Below are 18,890 nucleotides of genomic sequence, written 5' to 3'. Positions count from 1 at the left end.
TACTCCGATTCAAGCCGCAAGCTGCACGAGTGGTTTTTTCCTCTATCGCACGCATAGTCTCGTGCGGGTGTACGATCTCCTTATTGTACCAGATGGCGGCTTGTAGTGCTTTTTTTGGTCTGTGCTATTTTTTCTGCGCGGCGCGGTCTGCCTTCGCCTTGATCTCCGAGCCGACCAGTTTGACGATCGCTTCCGGCAGCGGCCAGCCTGCGCGGAAGGCGTTGGCGGCGAGGCTCGTCCAGGTGTGGTAGATCAAGCCGAAGGTCACGCCGAAAAAGAGAAAGCCCGGCGTCCCGGCTACCCGGTCCAGCAGGTTGGCGACTGCGGGCAGGGAGAGCAGAAACAGCGTGCGCGGAATCCGGCTCAGCCCGTACTCAGAGGAATAGCTCATGTCTTTTTTCGCGGCAAACACGCCCGTCAGCCAGTCCAGCGCGATCAAGACGAACAGCACGACCAAAATATCCTGCCGGTCGCTGCCGTAGAGGTATTGCAGCAGCGGGGTCAAGGTAGCCCCTGCTGTCGCCGCCCAGCCGTTGCCGGGGGTTGCTACGTTGTGCAAAGACTGCAGAATGTTCATGGCCTGCCTCCTTCATTTGCGAATCTTCTCGTACAGAAAAGAAATAATGCCTTGCCGATCAACAGCAAGGCATTTTCGGTTTGAAAACGTCCATAACGGGAGGAAGAATCAATACCTTTCTCCTGTAATTGCAGCGAACTCTTCGGGCGTAATTTCGCCATATGGGTTGTCCTCCGTTTGTACAGCCTGGCGCAACAAGGCCGCATCCACCCACTTCATCTCATATGCAAGTTTCCAAAAGGTCATGCGCCCTCCCCTCCTTTGATCTGGAGCAGTTCATGTTTGACTGCAGCAAGCTCCTGCTCCAAGCTCTGAATCCGTGCTTCCCGCTTCATAAGCATCAGTTTGAGAGTCGTCAGTTCCTTTCCAAGCATATTTAGCGGCAATTGCTGCTCTGCCTTTTCGCGTTGCACCTCTGTCAGAGGTCTTTCCCGGTAGCGTCTAATGGACATCGTACGCACCCCCGATTCCTGAAAAACTGGTCTCACTCGTGGAAGACCCTTTTCTGATGCGGAAACGAAAATTGACTCCCCACTTATCTGCTGTTTTTTCCGTGTTCAAAAATGCGTACCCACGTCCCATTTTGGCCGGAATTGTGCAGTCTTCCCATACAGGTTCATCATCAAAGGCATTGTTGCAGACCTCGACCAGCACCTCTGCTCCAAGCGGCAGCTGCCAGTCCGGGGTAAGCAGAATCCGCTCCGCTGCAATATCTGTCTCAAATGGTTCAACCAGGCCATCCAGCATGATCTCCTGAACCAGCCGAGTGAACGTGAAACTTCGTGTCGATGACATGCCTTGGTTGTCAGTTGCCGTCACAGAGATCGTATGCGGTACCCCTGGCTCAAGACGAATCCACATATCATGGGGGATGGTGAGCTGTTCTTCCTGCCCAGCCACACCTGAAAAAGTACGGATAGTCTGATTGTTGATCTTCTCTGTAACCGTAAACGGATTTTGCTCAGGCTCGTTCACAGAGTAGCTGATAACAGGAATGGCCTCAACATTGCCCAAATCTCTGTTTTCGTCGGAAATTATAGGGGCACGGTTGTGGATGACGCGGAAAGTGCGAGTGATCTCACTGCTTTTGCCTCCCTGATCGTCTTCTGCCCAGACGGTAAGGGTATGGTTGGTATTTTCCGCAAGATCGCTGCCTGTTGCATCGGCGGCGCCGTCGCGGATGCGTTTGTTGCTGTACGTCAGCGTATGGGTAAAAGAAAGAGGCGCGCTTCCATTTGAGACATTGGAGGCAATCGCCCTGGCAGTGCCGTTGTTGATTTTGTATTTGACGGTGATAACATTGCCGCTGTCCGTATCGGTTGCGCTACCTTGAATTGAGAATGTAGCGCCTTCAGGTAATGTGAGATTGTTGTCTGGTGACAGCAGGGATATGGTGGGTGCAGTGTTGATCTCATATTCGACCGTTACTCTATACTGATAGTATGAGGTGTAGCTTCTCGTATCTGGCTTCGAAAGTACGCCTGAGTAATTGCAATTCAAAGTCCCTGTTATTGAAGTTCTCGATCCAAGGGGTGAGCATGAACTATTACCCAGACTATTCATTCTATTCAAAAATGAAGTCATCAAATTATCATTTACACTTGATTGGTAGCTAATTGTTCCTGAATATTCACCTACAACTACATGTCTTGTTTGCGGACTTACGGGTCCACTCGATGTATCAAAGATCCATTGATTTCTACCTGCTAAGGTTACACAATCAAAATAAGCAACGGCAGTTGCGGGGTACACCCCTGAATACTGCATACTCCCAGCCGGACTCCCTCCCGTTTGCACAGTACGGGATGCTGAACCGCCGCTTAACGTAAACGTAATCGTTTCTCCACTGACCGAATAGCTGACACTGCCTGTATTAACCGTGACACGACTGACTGACTTCAAATTCAATATACTCAAGGTTCGCGTTTGTGCGCGAGAAGTACTCTCCGGAAACGTATTTGAAATGCTCGGCATTTTCCCGCTCCTTTCTGTTTGAATCACTATCAAAAGTTACTTCACGCTCTCACTTAATCACCAATCTCCCGTTCACTTCGTCATACCACCCCTGCGACACGCGCAAGCCTTCCAAAGTAGCAAAGTTGATGACAAAGCGATTGTCGCGAAAATCGTTGGTCAAGGCATTTTCCAGCGCCTTGATCCGTGTCTCCGCCTCTGCCATACGCGGCTTGAGTGCCTCCAATTCAAGATGTGCGTCGAGAATGCCCTGCTCCCAACGATTGATGTTATCCTCCGTGACCGGCGTATCGTACGCCCAATCCAGCTTCGCCTGATAGCTCATCCTACATGCCTCCTTTCACCTGCACGACAAAGGTTACGGTCACAAACTGAGCGCCCTTGCTCTCGATATACACATTTTTTTCTGCGACAGTCACTCCGTTTGCCGTGAGCAGCTTCAAATTGGTAACAAGCGGGATCGACTGAATATGCGCCTGCACTTGCAGGGCAATTCCGTTTTGAAACCCGATAATTGGGTGTGAGGAGATCGCCATTCCATCCAGCGACAGGGGAATTTCATTGTTGACGAGCAGACTGCCACCGCGCAAACGCTCCAACAAATCGTCTCGTGCAGTCGTCAGATAATCGGGATGTATCACAGACTCACCTCCTCTTGCCACTTGATCGGAGTCATTCCCACACGAAATTCTCCTGCTGTATGGTAGGACTTCATGCCAGCGAGTGCATTGATCGTAAACGTGAGCGTGTCCCCGCTCACCGGTTCAAACGCAACTCCATTGCAATGCACCGGACGGATTTTTTCTACCGCCAGTATGGCGTGGTTGTAGTCAAATGACTCGTCAGCAGAATGGGCATAGCGAATCACTTTTTGCTCAAAATCCTCGACCATTTCCACCTTTTTCGACGGTGACGCAGTCAATCCGATAGCCCGCAGCACGCTTGGCGTAAAACCGAGATACGCCCAGTGCTGCCGCTGCAAGTTGCGCCTTCGTTCATTGGGCGTGGATGTCTGCTTCTTGCCGAAGTAGAGCCAGTCCCAGTAGTCAAGCCCCCAGGTGGCACGATAAGGGATAAACTGCTGTGCGATTTCTCTCCGCCGTTCATCAAAGTCGTCAATCGAGGAGGATGCACCGGTAAAATGGTAATTCGCCACCTCGTTTTCATACCAATACGGGGGGAGCACCTGCGTGTATCGATCCGGGATCATGTCGTCACCGCCAGTTTGAGAATGGAGACAGCATCACCTTCTACGACCAGGTTGCTGGTCGCGCCGTTCAATGTGTAGTGAGTAAAATCGATAACCCCATCCACAAAAAAGAGCGAACCGATTTGCTGGTACACAATCGACCTGCGCCCCTTCAAATAAGTTTCAATTTGCCGCGTGATCTCGGTTTTCACCGTATCCAGTACGGCGTCCTTGCTTACTACGAGCTGAACAGAGATTTCCACCTCGTAAATGTTGGCCGGCAGTACCTGCAGATCATGCAGCGCTCGCCGTCTCTCCTCGAGCTTCGTTTGCACCTGCTGGGCCAGTTCGACACTTGCCGGTTGCCCGTTCAGGTCGGTAATGTAGACATCGATAGAAAGATCATGCCGTGCTTTTTCGATCGCTATAGCACCACCTACACCCTCGATGTTGCGCGCCCAGCGTTCGTAGTCGATCCGGCGTCCATCGCCCTGCTCGGAACGCGCGCGCTCGACGAGGCGCTCCCGGTATTGGTCATCGCTCTCCTCTTCCAGCCGCTCAAGCCCAAAAAACATCCCGTGCGCATCCAGATACTCCCCGTCTGCCCACGGCAAAAAGCCCTGCAAAAAGGCGTACTCCAAAAGCTGCTGCTGTTCGCTGATCTCCTCTGCCAACGGGTAGAGCAGGTCGTAGAACAGCTCGCCCTCTTCGGTCGCGGGCGGGGTGTCGCCCCGCTCGTTCGCCAGTTGTGCCATCCGGTTTGCCATCCGCTGATAAATCTGGTCCGGCGTCTCCCGCAGGATCGGCATTTCCGGTTTGGTTAGCGTTGCCATGCGTCCACCTCCGTTTTCGTGCTGCCTCTGCTTCCGAGCAGCTCCAGATAAAACGTGATCCGGTTGTTCTCGATTTTCATGTCGACCACCTGCGCCCGCTCGATCTCGCTGTGCGCTTCCAATGCTTCCTCGGCCTGGGTGCGGATGACGGCCAGCGACAGTCCGGTCTTGACCCTGCCGATCTCGCTGAGAAAATCGACGCCGTAGCGCTCCGAGTAGATCGCATAGCGAAAGCGGCGCGTGTTCAGGATTTTTTTGGCCGTCTCCGCCAGGTATTCCGCGTAGGTCGCCGTGCGAACATACCTGCCGTCCGGGCCTTGCTTCCACTGCCTGGTCTGCCAATCGAAACGGTACGTCCACGGGATGGGAGAGTCGGGCGACTGGATCAGCCCGGCCTCCTGCCCATTGAGTTGCGGAAACATCATCTCACCACCCCGCACAACAGGTACTGCCCATTGGTGCAGCGGATCAGGGCTACCCTACTGCCGATGTCTTCGCTCGTCAGGTTGGCCGAGCGCAAGACCTCCAGTTCGTACTCCTCCAATGGAGCCGGGTCCTCGTCCAGTTTAACGGAGAGCGGCGACAGGGAGAGCAACTGGCCGAACTCGCACTGCGTATCCGTCATCCCTTCCTGGGCCGCTTGCCGCAATCTCGCCAGTACGGAATACATGTTCAGCTCCTCCTTTCCAACTGCAGGTTTACTGTATAAAGGCCACCCTTCCAGTGGCTTTGGCTGCTGGTCACAATCCACTCGGTCGTACTCGCGTCGCGTTCCCGGATGCGGATGAGCCAGCCTGCGCGCAGCCGGGCAGCCTGATCGTCGCTGTGCTTGACGGTAATCGAGCGCGTCCTGGGGATCTTCGACAGCTCGCGCAACTGTTTGGTTGCGACCGCGTCCAGGTTGGTTTCCTCACCGGCGTCGATTACTTTTTGCATCCGCCCGATCTTGCGGATCAATCCCGCCTCTTCCCTGGTCACGCTTCTCATCAGCTTGTCGTCCCGGTAGCGCTCCACCGTCACCACCGTGTACACATCCTCAATGCTCTCCCCGGTCGTGCTGCTGTCCAGCATGCTCGCCTGAAACAGCGGAACAGTACCATTGCCTCCCTCTGGCACGACGCTCAGCTTGTCCCGTGTGTGATGCAGAAAGTAGCGGACACCCGTTTTCTCGTACGCCTGCTCCATCCACTGCGTGAACAAAGCGGTGTACGACTGCGGGGACAGACGCTCCTTGACGACGAAGCCCAGTTTCGGACAATCGAAGGAAATGCCCGTCGAGCGGATGATGCGTCGAAGCTCGTCCCCTGCATCTCCGTCTACTTTGATGCGGGAGAACTCGTTTTTTTGCAAAAACCAGCTCAGTTCATATGCGGTGGCGGTCAGGTCGCCCGTTTTGTCATCCCGACTCGGATTGACCAGCGGCCCGTGAAAAAACTGCTGCGACTCTTTCAGCTCCGTACCGGAAAACAGCATGAGAAACCCCGCCGCCTCTAACGGCGGGGCTGCCCTCACTCGAACCTCGCAGGACTGGCTGACCTGTCCCCGCGACGAAGTCCAGGAAAGCTCGCTCACGGCCGGGGTCAATTCATAGCGGGTCGATTCTTTCCCGTAAATGACTTTCATGCCACCCACTCCTTATGCCCCGATCGCCCGGTTCGTACTGGCCAGCTTGCGGGAAATCGCATCCCGCTTTGCCTCCTGCACTTGCTCGGAAGGGACGTGAAGTGCCGATTGCCTGGCTGTCTTCTGCGCCGTCTTCCCGCTCGTGTTCGGGCGTGCCGCCTGCTGTTTGACCACGACGGAGCTGGGGCTGAGAAGCTGCGTCTGGTTGCTCCAGCTTACGAACTCGTCCTTGCTAAAAAGCGGAAGCTCGATGGAGCCGTAGTAATCCACCTGTTTCCCGGAAAAACGCCCGTCGCAAGGGCCGATCAGCACATTCCAGGCCAGGTCCAGCTCGTCGATCGTCAACAGCACCTCAGAGCCGGTCAGACGATCCAGCCCCGCCAGCCACGGACGCGGTCCCTGGTAGCCTTGCACCTCAATGAAGCCAGCTTCTATATCCCCCGGCAGGAAAAAGTCAAAAGCGATTGCCTTGGGACGTCTCCCGGAAATCCGGTTGTAGCTGTCCAACGTAATCGACGTCGTGCTTTCCGTGTCGTTGCCATACCCGCGAAACTGGATTTCCGCGGGGGTAACGGGGAAGGTCAAGGTGTACTTGCCTTGCATGCGAATCATGTCGCCACTCCTCCTCTCGTCTCCAGCGCGTCCAGCAGCGCCTTTTCCACGATTCTCTGAATCCGCTGTCCCACTGTCGGGTCATTCAGCATTTTCAGCATGGTCGGGACGTCTTGCAGCACACCGCCGACATGCAGCGGAATCGTGATCTGGGGAATCGTGAGCGAGACGCTGCGCGGCGTCTCCTGCGTCCTCGCGGCTGGAGAGATCTGGGGCGCGGTCAAACCGACAGGCGAAGCCGGGGAAGAGACGCGTGCGGGCGCCTTCGCGACGGATGGTTTCGGCTCGTCCTGCCACCACGATTTGGCCTTGTCAAACAGGTAGTCCCCTGCCATCGAACCGCCGATTCCGCCGATCAGCCCGCCAACCACGCCGCCGACGGCTGTGCCGACCAGCGGTACAACGGAACCGACCGCAGCTCCGACGGCGGCACCGGCCACTGTGCCTCCCCAGCCGCCAATCGCTTGCGAACCGACGCGGGCAGCCGTCTCCAGCTTGTTTTCCGACTGCAAGATGTCCACGCCGCCCAAAGCAGCACCGACAAACGGCAATCTTCTCAGCCCTTTGCGCAGCCAGCCTCCCGACCCGCTCGCCGCTTTGGCGAGATCGGTCTCCAGCGCAATGCCTTGCTTGGGACCGGTCGCAACTGCTTTTCCTGAGACAGATGGACTCGTCTTGGTGCTTGATTTTCCTGAGCTGGCATGTCCCCCACCTGCTTCATTGCCCCCGTAGGAGGAAGGAGCAGCTTTCGGTGGCTGGGCGATGTTCCCTTTGCCCTTGCCTGTGGCTTTCCCCTTGCCTTTGCCCTGGCTGTTCCCGCCGACGGAAGGCGCTGGCGAGGTGTCTGGAACAGCAGCAGTACCCCTGCCTTTGCCAATCATTTGCCCGATATTTCGCAGTTCGCTTCCCAAGGTAACGACCCGTGCCGCCAGGTAGGTCAGTGCACCCGCTGCTCCGACTGCCGCGACTCCCAGCTCAAGACCTATTCTCGCCCAATCCGGCATTCCGTTGAGAAAATCTGTGAACGACCTGACGCCGCTGGATAACTCCTTCAACACCGGAGCCACATCGTCGGCCACCGTCATGCCCAGATCGATCAGGGACTGTCGGGCCTCGTTTTGCGCCTGCTTGTAGGCAAGCAGCGAATCAGCGTCAAACGCCGACTGATACGCCGTCTGTGTCGCTCCTTGCTGCGGGAGCGCAATCGCTCCTGCGGCAATGTTGTTCGCGATCGCCTTGAACTCCTCGCTCTGGTCCTGACCCGTCATTTGCCCCGCAAAGCGCTTTTCCATTTCCACGACCATGGCTGCCAGTTTCTCCGGCGTGTCCAGCTTCACCGCCTTGTCCGGGTCCGCGGCCGCCTGCTTGCTGTACGAAAGCAGCACATCCATGTGCTTGCCGGTAAATTCCGGGAGATTGTTGCTCATGTACTGGATCGCGTCAGCCAGTCGCTCTGCATCCTCGACCCCGGTCGTCTTGCTGAGCGTCCCCATCATTTTCGCCGCTTCCGCAGAAGTAAGCCGGGTCGTGACCCCGAGCGTCGCCGCCTGTTTGGCAAAGGCCACCCCGTCTTCGGGAGCGAGCTGCTCGCTTCGCGCAATCAAAGCCATCGCTTCCTGTTTGCTCAGGTACGGATTTCGCGTCGTCAGTTCGTTCGCCAGCGTCTTGAACGCCTCGATCTCCTGCTGGTCCTTGCCACGCGCCGCATACAGCCCCAGCTCTTTGTAGCTGGCCTCGACATCGGTCATAATCCCGCCGATATTTCCCCCAACGGTGATCGTAGCGAAGGTGTTGGCCACCCCTTGCAGCCTTTTGACGGAATCGAAAAATTTGTCCACGCTCTCGGCAAAGCCGCCTGACTGTCCCGACTGCTGAAGTCCCTGGAGGGTCTGCTTGACCTCCGACAGTTTTTGCGACGCCCGATCGTCCAGATCGATCCGCAGTTTGATCTGCTTGCCGTACATGCGGTCGGCCTCTGCGCGGATGGCCTGCATCTCCCGTTTGATCCTAGAAAGGCTGGTGGCCGCCTGACTGCTCTGCCTGGAAAGCTGCTGGTTGAACTGGCGAAACGCGCTGTCAAACTGGCGCAGCTCCGTGCGAAATGTATCAATGGTAAGCATCTGTACTCACCTCCTCGTTGCTCGTTCTCACGAAGAAAACTCTCTCGAGGCTCCTCCATGATGCCCGAGCGCATTGCATGTGCGTGCAAGCAAAGGGGCAGGAGAAGCTATCCCTTCTCCCGCTCTTGCTCTTCCCTTTCGATGAGCTGGCACGCAAACAGAAACAGCTTCTGCTTGTACCGATCCACGTCATATTCCAACAGCTCTGACGGCCGGCCCCGCCCCATCAAAAAGGCGCGGCACAAATGCCAGGCCTCGCCGTCAGTGCGAATCAGTTTTTTGCCTCTTCCACCGCTTCTTCTTCGGTGATGCCTGCGTTTGCTTCACGCACTGCCTGCAGCAGCCGGGCGTAGGCAGCAGGCCTGTCGCGGAACAGCTTTTCCACCAGCTCGTACTTGGTTCCCGCCTTGTAGGCTCGTTTCAATTCATCGTGATTCCAGGGGAAATCGTGCTCGGTCGCTTTGACCAGGCGAGCGTCGTTGTAGAGAAACCAGTCCGTCTGCTCCCCTTTGTCGGCGATGCGCTCACATTCGCGCAGCTCGGACAGGTTGAGCTGTCTGACCTTCCACTCCTCGCCGTCGACGACGACGGTAATCTCCTTGCGCGGCGCCTGCTCATTCGCCTTCGCCAAGTATTTTTCCAGCTTGTTCACGCGCAGTTCCTCCTATTCGCTGTATTCCGGCAATGCGTCCAGGTACTCCGGCTTCTCGTTGGACATGCCGCGAAGATCGTACGTAGCGTGGTCGGTGCCGTCCGCTTTTGCCTCCCACAGTGTGATCTCCTCGGGATTGAGGACGATGTTGGAGACACGCACACGCTCGTAATTGCCCGCTTCCTTGTCCAGCATTTCGCCGATCAAGAAAGGCAGCACCGGGGTCTTGCCCTGGGTCAACTGCTCGACGCAGTAGTATTTCAGCGCAGCGTTGGTCGCGGTAATTTTCAGCGTCACCTCTACATGCCAGTCGTTAATCGTCTGGATTTTTCCTTTTTGCAGGCGGTTGGTATCGCCGTACTCCACCTTCAGGACCATTTTTCCTTCCATCGTTCCGTAGATCGGATCGCCATTCTCGTCGTAAATTTGGCAGTTTTTCAGTTTGATATCACGTGCAATCGCCACTTACAGCACCTCCCAGTCAATCGTAAAGTATTCAATTGCATCAAGCGGTTTTGCCGACAGCAAGAAGCCTCTGCGGTCGCCGACGCCATTCTTTTGGTCGACAAAGCTCCAGCCGCTGTCGATCGCGCCCTGCTGTTCCCGCTCAGCGAGGTAGGAATGGACAGCGGAGACGAAGACGGCTCCGCCCAAATCGTTGTTGCTCAGCTTGCCTTTGTATTTTTTGCCGACGCTCGTAATGTCGTTGACGATCTGGTCGAGGGTCATGCTGACGCGGATTTTGCCGTAATCCTCGCGTTCGCCGTTGCCGATCACAGACAAGGTATTGACCGCGCTTTCCACGATGTACACATTGCCGTCGCGGGTGGCGATCAGTGTGCCTGTGCCGAGTGCTTGCAAAATTTCGCTGTGACCCCAGTCTTTGCGCGCCTTTTTCAGCGGCACCACAACGGCGGTCAGCGATTCATGCGCCGGTGTTGCGGCGATCATGCCAGCCACCCAAGCCGCCCACTCCAGGCTGCTGTACGTTTTGCCGTTGTTGTGTTGACCCGCGATCGCCGTGTTGACGACATAGCGGGCATTTTGCGCGACGGAACGCTCCGTATGCGCGTCCATGTTGTCGTCGTTCTCTTCGCTGCCGCCGATGACGAGTGTGCCGAGTTTCTTGCTCAACGTCCGGCGATCGCTCATAAACTGCTTCGCCGCCGCCTGTACCGCTGCATCGGCAAACGGCAGGTACATCGTGTCAAAGTCGGCACCGGCCACCGCTGCAAACAGCTTCGTGGCTGTGGCGGCAGTCAGGTCGGCAGAGCCGCTCACTCCGCCCACGAGCGCGACTGGAGGTGTCGGGCTAATCGCCGCATCGCCCGTTTTCGCCGCCCGGACGTACATCGATTGCTTTGTTTTTGCCTCCAGTTCGTCGGCATCGGCAAAGGAAAACTTTTCCGTGGAGATCGGACCGAACACCTGCAGCTCCTGCTTGCCGGGCTCTGCTGTCGAAGGCGTGATGGAAATCTCCAGATCATTGCCGCGCAGGCCCGGGTACAGCGCCTCGATGCGAACCGCTTCCGGCTGTTCGTAGGAAGCGGCGACTGCGGCACCATTGGTCATGCGGTAGCCGAGGATCGTTGCTCCTCCTTCCGCTGCCAGCTCTACCGTGTCTACTTCGGAAAAGGTTTCCGCTACGCGCTCCTCGTAGGAAGCCATCGTCACCAGCGTGTCGGGCGCTCCCCATTCAGCCTGGTACGGTACCAGTACGACACCGCTTTTTGGCAATACGCGCTCTTTTGCTTTGGCAATCAGTTCGACCGTTACGCCCGGCCGTTCACGTTGAATCGTCATGCTATTACACCGCCTCTTTCTTGTCTATTTTTTCGTTTTGGGCATGCTAGTTTTTCTGGATGTCAAAATAATTGATTTTGGGCACTGCGATTTTGGGAACATCCGCGTAATACGAGAAACGGAAGGTAATGTCCGTCCGGTCTCTGCGGTCTGTCCAAATCCGCAGCGTGCTGCTGTCGATCTCGATAAAGGTATCGCCTGACCTGCTGCGGAAGCTGTAGCCGCGGCTTCTCAGCAACTGGCGCAGCGGCTCCGCCGAGATCGGCTGATACGCCCCGTCTGCCTGGGGATAATGCAGGGAAAGTCCGGCATCAGCCACTACCTGATAGCAATCCGGGGTGTGCTCCTTTTCCATCACGCCTTGCGCGGAAACGAAGACGATGGGAGCGGTAAAATCGTGCGCCATCCAGCGATCCAGGCTGACCAATATATCCAGTTCGGGAAACGCCTCCTCTACCAGCTCCAGAAGAACTGCGCGCTCACGCTCCACTTCGCCACCTCCTGGCCTCGCCATGCTTCCAGCCTGCTTGTCGCGGAGAGCCTCTCCCTGTCTGTGCTACTCGCTTTTGCGGATGTACCATGCCTTCCACCTCCGATCACCCTTCGCTGATTGTTGACGAGCAGTGCCCGTCGAGCAGGGAGCGAGCGCGATGTTCCTGCGGCTCGCTGTCTGTGCCTCGTCATGCCTGGCCTCATCCTTCCCTGCTCGACAGACACCCCTGCTTGCCTGCTGACCTGTCGCGCACACAGGGCAGTCGCATGCACAGCACTTTTTGCTGGAGCACGCTGCCCCATACACAGCCGTGGCATTTGTGCCACCGGGGGAGCTGCGCCTGCTTGCGCTCGACTATCTGTTTGCCGGACTTGTACATCACACCCACCTCCACTTTGGACAACGAAAAACCACCTGGTTTTCCACCAGATGGCTTTTGGTTTGTCTCGCTATTCGTTTCGCTTGGCTCAAGTATAACCGAAACGTGTTCGCATTGTGCAGAACGTATGTTCGTGTAAAGTTGTGTCAACTTGTGTTCAGTACAGATCGCCTTCCTGCCGTTCCATCGCCTCCGCCAGCTTCATCACGGCACGTCGCTTGATCTCGTAGTACCGCTGTCGGGAGACGCCGATTTCCCTGGCGATCAGATTGTTCTTGTCGCCGTCGAGCAACGCTTCCAGCACCAGGCGTTCCTGTTCGTCGCCGATTTGCTCCAAGGCCCTGTCGATCCGCTCGATCTTATGCTGCAGGCTCTGCAGCCGCTTCCACTTTCGCTCCCGGCGCAAGGCCTCGACGTAGGTGCTGTCCCCGTGTCGTCCCTGTCCCTTGGGCAAAGCCGCTTCCAATCCGTAGCTGGCCACCATTGCTTGTCCACTCTCCTGCAAATAGCGCTGTATCCGCATGACTTCAATCTGCATATATGGGTAATCGCGGATGTCGTCCTCCGTCCGCTGCATCAGTGACAGCGCAGGCTCCTGTTCGCGTTCGCGGATGTCCGTCCTTCCGCCTTTTGCCTGTTTCTCCTTTTCCTGCTGCTCTCGAACATACTTGTCCCATTCTGGGCAAGCCTGAATGTTCCCTACGTGCTGGTCGTGCACCTGGCAGCGCGTACGTTTTCCCCAACCAGTCGCCGGGCAGTTTTCACACACCATCTCTCGGAGCAGATCGGTGTTCATTGTCGCATGTGAAGACATGTGCTTCCCTCCTTGCCAAAATAAGAACACTTGTTCTCGTTGTTGCACAAGTATCTCATACAAAATCATCCAATTCAAGTCTGTTTTCTTCCAGAAAAAAACAAAAAGCCGCCTTGGCTCGCGGCTGGCGCTCCACATCTTACTCTGGCTAAAGAGGAATTGCATCACTTACAGCGAAATTGTATGCAATAAAGGAATTATTCTGAAAATGACAGATACTTTGCTACTACCCAGCAACGAGGAGGAATCATCTGTATGCCCGACCTTTACCGTTATTTGCAAGAACAAAAAGAGAACATTCTGCTCGATCTGGAACGTGTCGTCAAGGCTGAGTCGCCGACGCACGACAAAGCGAGCGTCGATCAATGCGGGGCTGTCTTTCAGTCGCTGTTTCAGAAGCATCTGGGGCTATCTGCCGAAGTAATCCCGCATGCGGAAGTGGGCAATCCGCTTCGTTTTACATATGGAGAAGGAAGCGAACAAATTCTCGTCATCGGGCATATGGACACGGTGTGGGATATCGGCCGGATCGGCTGGCGCGTGGAGGGTGGCAAGGCATACGGTCCCGGCGTGCTGGACATGAAGGGCGGTATCGTCCAGGCGTTGTGGGCAGTCAAGGCGTGCCACGATCTGGGGGTTTCACTGGGGAAAAAAGTAGTCTTCCTCTGCACTACAGATGAGGAACTAGGCAGCAAAAAATCGCGTGCACTCATCGAAGAAGAAGCCCGAAAAAGCGCGGTCGTCCTGGTCCCGGAACCAGCCGCAGCGAAAAGCGGTGCCGTGAAAACATCGCGCAAAGGCACCGGCGGTTTCACCGTATCGATCACCGGGAAAGCCTCCCATGCCGGCAATCACCATGAGGATGGCATCAGTGCTGTCCAGGAGATGGCACACCAGATTTTGTTCCTGCACAGCCTCACCGATTACGCCAAGGGCACGACGCTCAACGTCGGCGTCGCCCAGGGCGGGACTCGTTCCAACGTCGTCGCCGACCACGCCACCCTCTCGATCGATTTGCGCGTCACCAGCAAAGAGGAAGGCGAACGAATCACCCAGGCGATCATGGAGCGAAAACCGCATCATCCGGGGATTACACTGAACGTGACCGGCGGTTTGAACCGCCCGCCGATGGTGCGTACCGCGCAGACCGAACAGCTCTTCCGTCTCGCTGCCGAATGTGCTCAAGAGCTCGGCTTTGCCTTGCAGGAAGAACCGGCAGGCGGGGGCAGCGATGGCAATTTTACTTCGGCGCTCGGAATCCCCACCCTGGACGGTCTGGGGGCCGTCGGCGAAGGACCGCATGCCGAATACGAGCACATTCAGATCGACCAATTGCCGGTCCGTGCTGCACTTTTTGCCAAAATGCTGACGAGACTGTAATCTTTCAGAGCGTGGAAAGAAAGAGGCTCCTTTTCCCGGTAAGGAAAAGAGCCTCTTTTTCACTGGTCTACAAGCCGCGCTCCACCAGGTCTTCGATATCGGATTTCAAATTTCTCCTGATCTTCTCGGCTTCATCCTCGGTCAGCCTGCCGTCTTCCACCTGGTCGGCGACCCGCTCCTCCGCCTGCTCCAGCAAGAGATCGATCACGTCATCGACATCCACATCCTGGTCATCGGCAATGTCCGCAATCGTATTGCCTGCCCGCAGCTCGGCTTGCAGCTCATCCGCCGTCAAACCCAGCATGGACAAGAGCTCTCTGTTTTGTGCAAACAAATACGCAGTCCCCTGACCCAGACCCGGCCAGCTCAAGCCGTAGCTGTTCGATCTCTCCGGTTCACTGGCGGCGGGAGGGGCATCCGCGACGTCCGGCGTATCCGGTTCTTGTGGCGCAGTGTTCTTGTCGTCGATGATGACGACCTTGCCCTCTTCCTGCCATTGCACCTGTGCATCCAACTGCTCACTTACAAAGCGCAGCGGCAGGTACAGTCGGTCTTCTCGTATCAGCGGAGCGCTGTCCAGCCTTGCCTGCTGACCGTTGACGAGGGCTTCCGCTTTATCGGCGTAGAGCGTGATGCTATCTTCGCCTCTTTGGATCAACACGGACCGCTCAGCCTCATTCCACGTGACTTCGGCGTCCAGCGCATTGCTGATCGCGCGAACCGGCACCATCGTCCGGCCTTCCTGAACAAACGGCACGGCGTCCGCCTCCAACAGTTTTCCATCTACCAATGTGGTAATTCCGCTTACATCGTTTTCGACCAAAAGCTTGCCCAGCCTGTCGATTTGCGTGCGGTCTTCCTTGTCGTAAAAACGCTCCAGCAGTTCCAGTTGCAACTGCAATGCCAGCTTGAATTCGCCTTTTTCTAACAGGTGGGAGATGCGCTGTTCGTACTCTGCTTTTTGTTGTGCCGCGAACTCCGCCTGTTCATTGGCGAATACCGACGGGCTCCCGCCTGCAAGCAGCGCGATCATCATGGTGGTCGAAAGCCATTTTTTCACTCTTTTTTTCCTCCCTGTGCGATGTTGTCCTTGCTGATGGAGATGGCCGCTCATTTGGCGCCTGCTACGCTTCACGCACACTCTCCCGCTTGTTGCGCATCGCCGCCACTACTTGTACACCGTTTTTCTCGCCCTCCGCAAATTCCCGGTACGCAGGCGATTCCACGGGAAACAGCGCCGCTTTCCCCGCCTCGTCAAAATGGATGCCCCAGCCGTATTTTTTCGGCAGCATGGACGCGCGCATACACGCCTTCGGTTTGGCGAAAAACTCTTCCCGCAGACGAACGGCCTCCGCTTCATCTGCTGGCACAAACCCTTTGTGCCGCATGTACACTTCAAACAACAGCTCTTTTTGCGTAAATGTATACGGCTGCTTCGAAAGCAGCTCAAACTCGATGCGCGGCTTGGTCATTCCACCCTGGCGATCGGGCGGAACGGTCCCGCAGTCGACCGGGCAGTCGGGTGCGACTGCGATAAACGTATTGTAATAATTCCACTCCATTCGCCTGACCTCCTGTTTTTCATCCGCTTCCAAAACCTGGGTATCCCCGCAAAAGCCGGTACTCCGCTACGCTCTGGTCGTCTCGCCGGGCGTTGCGCTCGTGATGCCTGGCTCTCCTGTGTCTGTCGTGTTCTCCTCCGCCTTACTCTGCATCTGCTGCTGATGCTCCCGCACTGCCCGCAATCCGGCTGAAACCGCTACAAACATCGCGAGGTACGACAAAGTGGCGAGCAGATCACTACCCGTCATCCAAACGTACCAAATGGCTCCTTCCTGACTCGCTGCCAGACGGGTGACGAGACTGCTGAGCACATGCGCAAAGTAATAAAACGGGATCAGAAAACGAATCCGCATCCCGTAACGCGCCGTCATTTCATCGTAGCCGCGCAGAAAACGGGCCATGATGGAATAGACCGTCCACATGCCGACAATGCTGTAGAACGGGATCAAAATTCGCGCGAGTGCCCCTCCGGGAGTAACCGGGTAGTTGGGGGCGAGCTGGCGATACTCTTTGTGCAGGCGCCAGATCCAGACCAGATAGAGAATGAGCATCATCCAATAGACGATGTACGCAAACAAATCAACCACGATGTCGATAGACAGCACGTACTCCAGATAGACGTCTTCGGCTAACGTCTCGATACAGCTAAACAAAAAGCTGAGAAAAGTCGCTGCTGCATGTACCAGCAAAAACACGAACAAATACTTGCCTGATGCCTCCACTTTTTCCTGCATTGCTTGTTTCCCCTTCTCTTCTCGCCGCTACGGCAATCGTCTCAAATAGTCCAGTGCCTCGTCCAGCGTTTCCACCGGAACGATTTGCATGTCGGGGTTGCGGCTGCGCTGGTACTGTTCCGCTTCCTCCTGATTGCTCACACCTTCGTAATACTCGTAGTAGCTCTCCTTGTCCTTGGGCAGCAAAAAGTGTGTGACACCGTGCTCTTCCGCTGTCAGCAGCTTCTCATGGACTCCGTCGATGGAGCCGACCATACCGTCGAACTCCATCGTGCCTGTCCCGGCAATTTTGTACTTGCCTCCCCGGGAAAAGTCCTCGCCCAGCTCCTCCTCGACAAGTCCGATCGCCACCATCAGCCCGAACGAATCGCCGTGGTATTCGCTGGCCAACTCCAGAATATGCTCGTACTTCTCATCCTGATCGGCCGTCTCATCGGGCGAAAAGCCGGCTACTTCGATCGCATTGGAGACGACCATATCCTTGTAGTACCCACTGATCATCTCCCGTTCGTCATCGCTTTGCGCGTACTCCCTGCTGACTGGCTCGAAATGCACGTCTTTACCGAGATAGCGAATCTGCACCGCGATCTTTTCCAGGTTGTTCGCGGTGATTCCCCCTTGGATATACGTAAAATACACATGTCCGTCTATTCCCAGCTCGCTGATGGGCACGATGTCGCCGGTCGCGTTGAAAGCATGGTAGCTGGGATAGGTCAAAAGAGTAGTCAGCAGCACAGGGACCGCCAGCAGCGCTGACAATGTATACCGCTCTTTTTTGGTAAAATGCAGATTCATGTAATCACCCGTGAGGTTTTCATTATTTTACCAATTATACATGGTTTTCCACCAACATTCCGCATCTTTTTCAAAAAGGGGATGCAACGAAAAAAGCAGACACGCATGCAAAAACGTGTCTGCTCGTCGATTCACGCTACTTTCCTGATCGCGCCTACCGAAACCGGCGCAGCGAAAAGGCGGACATATCCATCTGCGAATTGCCGAACAACGCCATCTGCATGGCGATTTCTCCGATCGCGCTGGCAAACTTGAAGCCGTGCGCGGAGCAGGCAGAGAGCAGCAAGACGTGTGCGTGCTCAGGATGGCGGTCGATGATGAAATCGTGATCCGGCGTCCAGGTTACGAGGCAGACCTGCCCCTTTTTCACCCGCCGGGAAACACCAGGGAAAAATCGCTCGACGATTCCCGCCAGTTCCCCCTCGTCATCCGGTTCCGCGCCGAACCGCCGATCCACCTGATCGGGATCGACATCCTTGCCGGCATCGTGGCTGCCCACCTTCAGACCTGACCCGGCAATGCTCGGGAATCCGTAGAAACGCTGACCCGGCAAGTCCATGAAGTAAGACGGCAATTTCCCCAGACCGTACTGCGACTCGTCCGCTTCGTACCAGACAGCCGTCTTGCGGAAGGGACGCACGGGCAGGGAAAGTTCCGGGAAAAGTGTACCTGTCCAGGCACCAGCCGTGACAATCAGGCGGGCTGCGTGGAACTCTCCTTTTGTCGTGCGTACCGTGACACTGTCGGCATGACAGTCGATCGCATCGGCGCGGGTATGAGTCAACAGCTCGGCCCCGTGACGCAAGGCCACATCCCGGTAGGCACGGATGCACGCTTCACTGTAAAGCAACCCCGAATCCGGCTCAAATGCCCCGATCATCTCGTCGCTGACGTGTATCCCCGGCCAGCGGCGGCGGATTTCATCGGCCGACAGCACCTCAAGCGGCAGCGAAAATTCTTTGGCACTCGCGATTTCCTCCTGCAAAAAGGCGGACTCGGCATTTCCCAGCCCCAGTACCCCTGTGCGCTCAAACAGGCGGCTGCCTGTCTCTTCCTCCAGTTCATGCCACAGCTTTTGCGCACGCAGCACGAGCGGGACGTACTTTTTTCCTTCCCCGTAAGCGTGCCGGATCATGCGCGTATCCCCGTGATGGCTGCCGTTCGTGTGCGGCGGATCGAAAGCGTCGATCAGCAATACGTCGGCATTCTGCCTGGCCAAAAACGCGCCCGCTGCCATCCCCATGGAACCGGCGCCGATTACGATAACATCGTATGTACGCTTCATCCTTGCTCCCCCTCCTCATCTGTCTATTATACAAAACAGGTCCCCTCCAAAACGGAAGAGACCT

Annotated in this window: 25 protein-coding genes; 1 reads left to right on the top strand and 24 read right to left on the bottom strand. The window is 56.2% G+C overall.

The genetic code is table 11. The features are described 5' to 3' along the window. Positions 1–124 precede the first annotated feature (124 nt). The 19 genes from ACAF76_RS02545 to ACAF76_RS02455 all read right to left on the bottom strand — a co-directional run bounded on the left by ACAF76_RS02545 (position 125) and on the right by ACAF76_RS02455 (position 13,069). Positions 125–577, bottom strand: a complete 453-nt coding sequence (locus tag ACAF76_RS02545; protein WP_400162482.1) for a phage holin family protein — start codon at positions 575–577, stop codon at positions 125–127. Between the two features lie 108 nt (positions 578–685). Beyond that, positions 686–823, bottom strand: coding sequence for an XkdX family protein (locus ACAF76_RS02540; RefSeq protein ID WP_400128436.1), 138 nt, complete (start codon positions 821–823; stop codon positions 686–688). Beyond that, positions 820–1,029 carry a hypothetical protein gene (locus tag ACAF76_RS02535; RefSeq protein WP_400162481.1) on the bottom strand — a complete coding sequence of 70 codons (210 nt, stop codon included), beginning with the start codon at positions 1,027–1,029 and terminating at the stop codon, positions 820–822. Before ACAF76_RS02535 ends, ACAF76_RS02540 begins: the two co-directional genes overlap by 4 nt. Beyond that, a complete protein-coding gene (locus ACAF76_RS02530) occupies positions 1,019–2,551 on the bottom strand; it encodes an Ig-like domain-containing protein (protein ID WP_400162480.1) in 1,533 nt (510 codons plus the stop codon). The genes ACAF76_RS02535 and ACAF76_RS02530 overlap by 11 nt, the downstream gene beginning before the upstream one ends. 49 nt (positions 2,552–2,600) lie before the next feature. Further along, on the bottom strand, positions 2,601–2,876 hold the full coding sequence (locus ACAF76_RS02525; protein ID WP_400162479.1) for a hypothetical protein: 276 nt from the start codon (positions 2,874–2,876) through the stop codon (positions 2,601–2,603). Between the two features lies 1 nt (position 2,877). Continuing rightward, positions 2,878–3,192, bottom strand: a complete 315-nt coding sequence (locus ACAF76_RS02520) for a hypothetical protein (protein ID WP_400162478.1) — start codon at positions 3,190–3,192, stop codon at positions 2,878–2,880. Continuing rightward, positions 3,189–3,761, bottom strand: coding sequence for a hypothetical protein (locus tag ACAF76_RS02515; RefSeq protein ID WP_400162477.1), 573 nt, complete (start codon positions 3,759–3,761; stop codon positions 3,189–3,191). The genes ACAF76_RS02520 and ACAF76_RS02515 overlap by 4 nt, the downstream gene beginning before the upstream one ends. Continuing rightward, a complete protein-coding gene (locus ACAF76_RS02510) occupies positions 3,758–4,573 on the bottom strand; it encodes a baseplate J/gp47 family protein (protein ID WP_400162476.1) in 816 nt (271 codons plus the stop codon). The genes ACAF76_RS02515 and ACAF76_RS02510 overlap by 4 nt, the downstream gene beginning before the upstream one ends. Continuing rightward, entirely contained in the window at positions 4,561–4,995 is a 435-nt protein-coding gene (locus tag ACAF76_RS02505) for a DUF2634 domain-containing protein (RefSeq protein WP_400162475.1), read from the bottom strand. Before ACAF76_RS02505 ends, ACAF76_RS02510 begins: the two co-directional genes overlap by 13 nt. Further along, on the bottom strand, positions 4,995–5,243 hold the full coding sequence (locus ACAF76_RS02500) for a hypothetical protein (RefSeq protein ID WP_400162474.1): 249 nt from the start codon (positions 5,241–5,243) through the stop codon (positions 4,995–4,997). The genes ACAF76_RS02505 and ACAF76_RS02500 overlap by 1 nt, the downstream gene beginning before the upstream one ends. A gap of 2 nt (positions 5,244–5,245) precedes the next feature. Continuing rightward, entirely contained in the window at positions 5,246–6,196 is a 951-nt protein-coding gene (locus ACAF76_RS02495) for an XkdQ/YqbQ family protein (RefSeq protein WP_400162472.1), read from the bottom strand. 12 nt (positions 6,197–6,208) lie between these two features. Then, positions 6,209–6,808, bottom strand: a complete 600-nt coding sequence (locus tag ACAF76_RS02490) for a hypothetical protein (RefSeq protein WP_400162471.1) — start codon at positions 6,806–6,808, stop codon at positions 6,209–6,211. Continuing rightward, positions 6,805–8,928: a hypothetical protein gene (locus ACAF76_RS02485; RefSeq protein WP_400162470.1), complete on the bottom strand. Its 2,124-nt coding sequence runs from the start codon at positions 8,926–8,928 to the stop codon at positions 6,805–6,807. The genes ACAF76_RS02490 and ACAF76_RS02485 overlap by 4 nt, the downstream gene beginning before the upstream one ends. A 271-nt stretch (positions 8,929–9,199) precedes the next feature. Continuing rightward, complete coding sequence (locus ACAF76_RS02480) at positions 9,200–9,580, bottom strand: hypothetical protein (RefSeq protein ID WP_400162469.1); 381 nt, start codon at positions 9,578–9,580, stop codon at positions 9,200–9,202. A 12-nt stretch (positions 9,581–9,592) separates the two neighbouring features. Then, positions 9,593–10,045 (bottom strand): hypothetical protein, encoded by a 453-nt coding sequence (locus ACAF76_RS02475; protein WP_400162468.1) that lies wholly within the window; start codon positions 10,043–10,045, stop codon positions 9,593–9,595. Then, complete coding sequence (locus ACAF76_RS02470) at positions 10,046–11,383, bottom strand: phage tail sheath subtilisin-like domain-containing protein (RefSeq protein WP_400162467.1); 1,338 nt, start codon at positions 11,381–11,383, stop codon at positions 10,046–10,048. It lies immediately after the preceding gene. Positions 11,384–11,429: 46 nt separating this feature from the next. Beyond that, on the bottom strand, positions 11,430–11,873 hold the full coding sequence (locus ACAF76_RS02465) for a hypothetical protein (RefSeq protein ID WP_421617405.1): 444 nt from the start codon (positions 11,871–11,873) through the stop codon (positions 11,430–11,432). Positions 11,874–12,075: 202 nt separating this feature from the next. Continuing rightward, entirely contained in the window at positions 12,076–12,279 is a 204-nt protein-coding gene (locus ACAF76_RS02460) for a hypothetical protein (RefSeq protein WP_400162465.1), read from the bottom strand. Between the two features lie 133 nt (positions 12,280–12,412). Beyond that, positions 12,413–13,069 carry a hypothetical protein gene (locus tag ACAF76_RS02455; RefSeq protein WP_400162464.1) on the bottom strand — a complete coding sequence of 219 codons (657 nt, stop codon included), beginning with the start codon at positions 13,067–13,069 and terminating at the stop codon, positions 12,413–12,415. A gap of 255 nt (positions 13,070–13,324) precedes the next feature. Here ACAF76_RS02455 and ACAF76_RS02450 point away from each other — a divergent pair, with 255 nt between their 5' ends. After that, positions 13,325–14,449 carry a M20 family metallopeptidase gene (locus ACAF76_RS02450; RefSeq protein ID WP_400162463.1) on the top strand — a complete coding sequence of 375 codons (1,125 nt, stop codon included), beginning with the start codon at positions 13,325–13,327 and terminating at the stop codon, positions 14,447–14,449. A gap of 67 nt (positions 14,450–14,516) precedes the next feature. Here ACAF76_RS02450 and ACAF76_RS02445 read toward each other — a convergent pair whose 3' ends face one another. From ACAF76_RS02445 to solA, 5 genes are all read right to left on the bottom strand, one after another. Further along, entirely contained in the window at positions 14,517–15,509 is a 993-nt protein-coding gene (locus tag ACAF76_RS02445) for a copper amine oxidase N-terminal domain-containing protein (protein WP_400162462.1), read from the bottom strand. 64 nt (positions 15,510–15,573) lie between these two features. Further along, the gene (locus tag ACAF76_RS02440) at positions 15,574–16,011 is read right to left on the bottom strand and encodes a DUF6157 family protein (protein ID WP_400162461.1); all 438 of its coding nucleotides are present in this window, start codon (positions 16,009–16,011) and stop codon (positions 15,574–15,576) included. 66 nt (positions 16,012–16,077) lie between these two features. Continuing rightward, positions 16,078–16,746, bottom strand: a complete 669-nt coding sequence (locus ACAF76_RS02435) for a hypothetical protein (RefSeq protein ID WP_400162460.1) — start codon at positions 16,744–16,746, stop codon at positions 16,078–16,080. Positions 16,747–16,773: 27 nt separating this feature from the next. Next, positions 16,774–17,541, bottom strand: a complete 768-nt coding sequence (locus ACAF76_RS02430; RefSeq protein WP_400162459.1) for a S16 family serine protease — start codon at positions 17,539–17,541, stop codon at positions 16,774–16,776. 154 nt (positions 17,542–17,695) lie between these two features. Next, a complete protein-coding gene (solA, locus tag ACAF76_RS02425) occupies positions 17,696–18,826 on the bottom strand; it encodes an N-methyl-L-tryptophan oxidase (RefSeq protein WP_400162458.1) in 1,131 nt (376 codons plus the stop codon). Positions 18,827–18,890: the final 64 nt, after the last annotated feature.

The organism is Brevibacillus sp. TJ4, from assembly GCF_044627595.2.
Taxonomy (GTDB): domain Bacteria; phylum Bacillota; class Bacilli; order Brevibacillales; family Brevibacillaceae; genus Brevibacillus.
The sequence above is the reverse complement of the archived record's forward strand: the minus strand, read 5'-3'. Positions and strand labels throughout refer to the sequence as shown.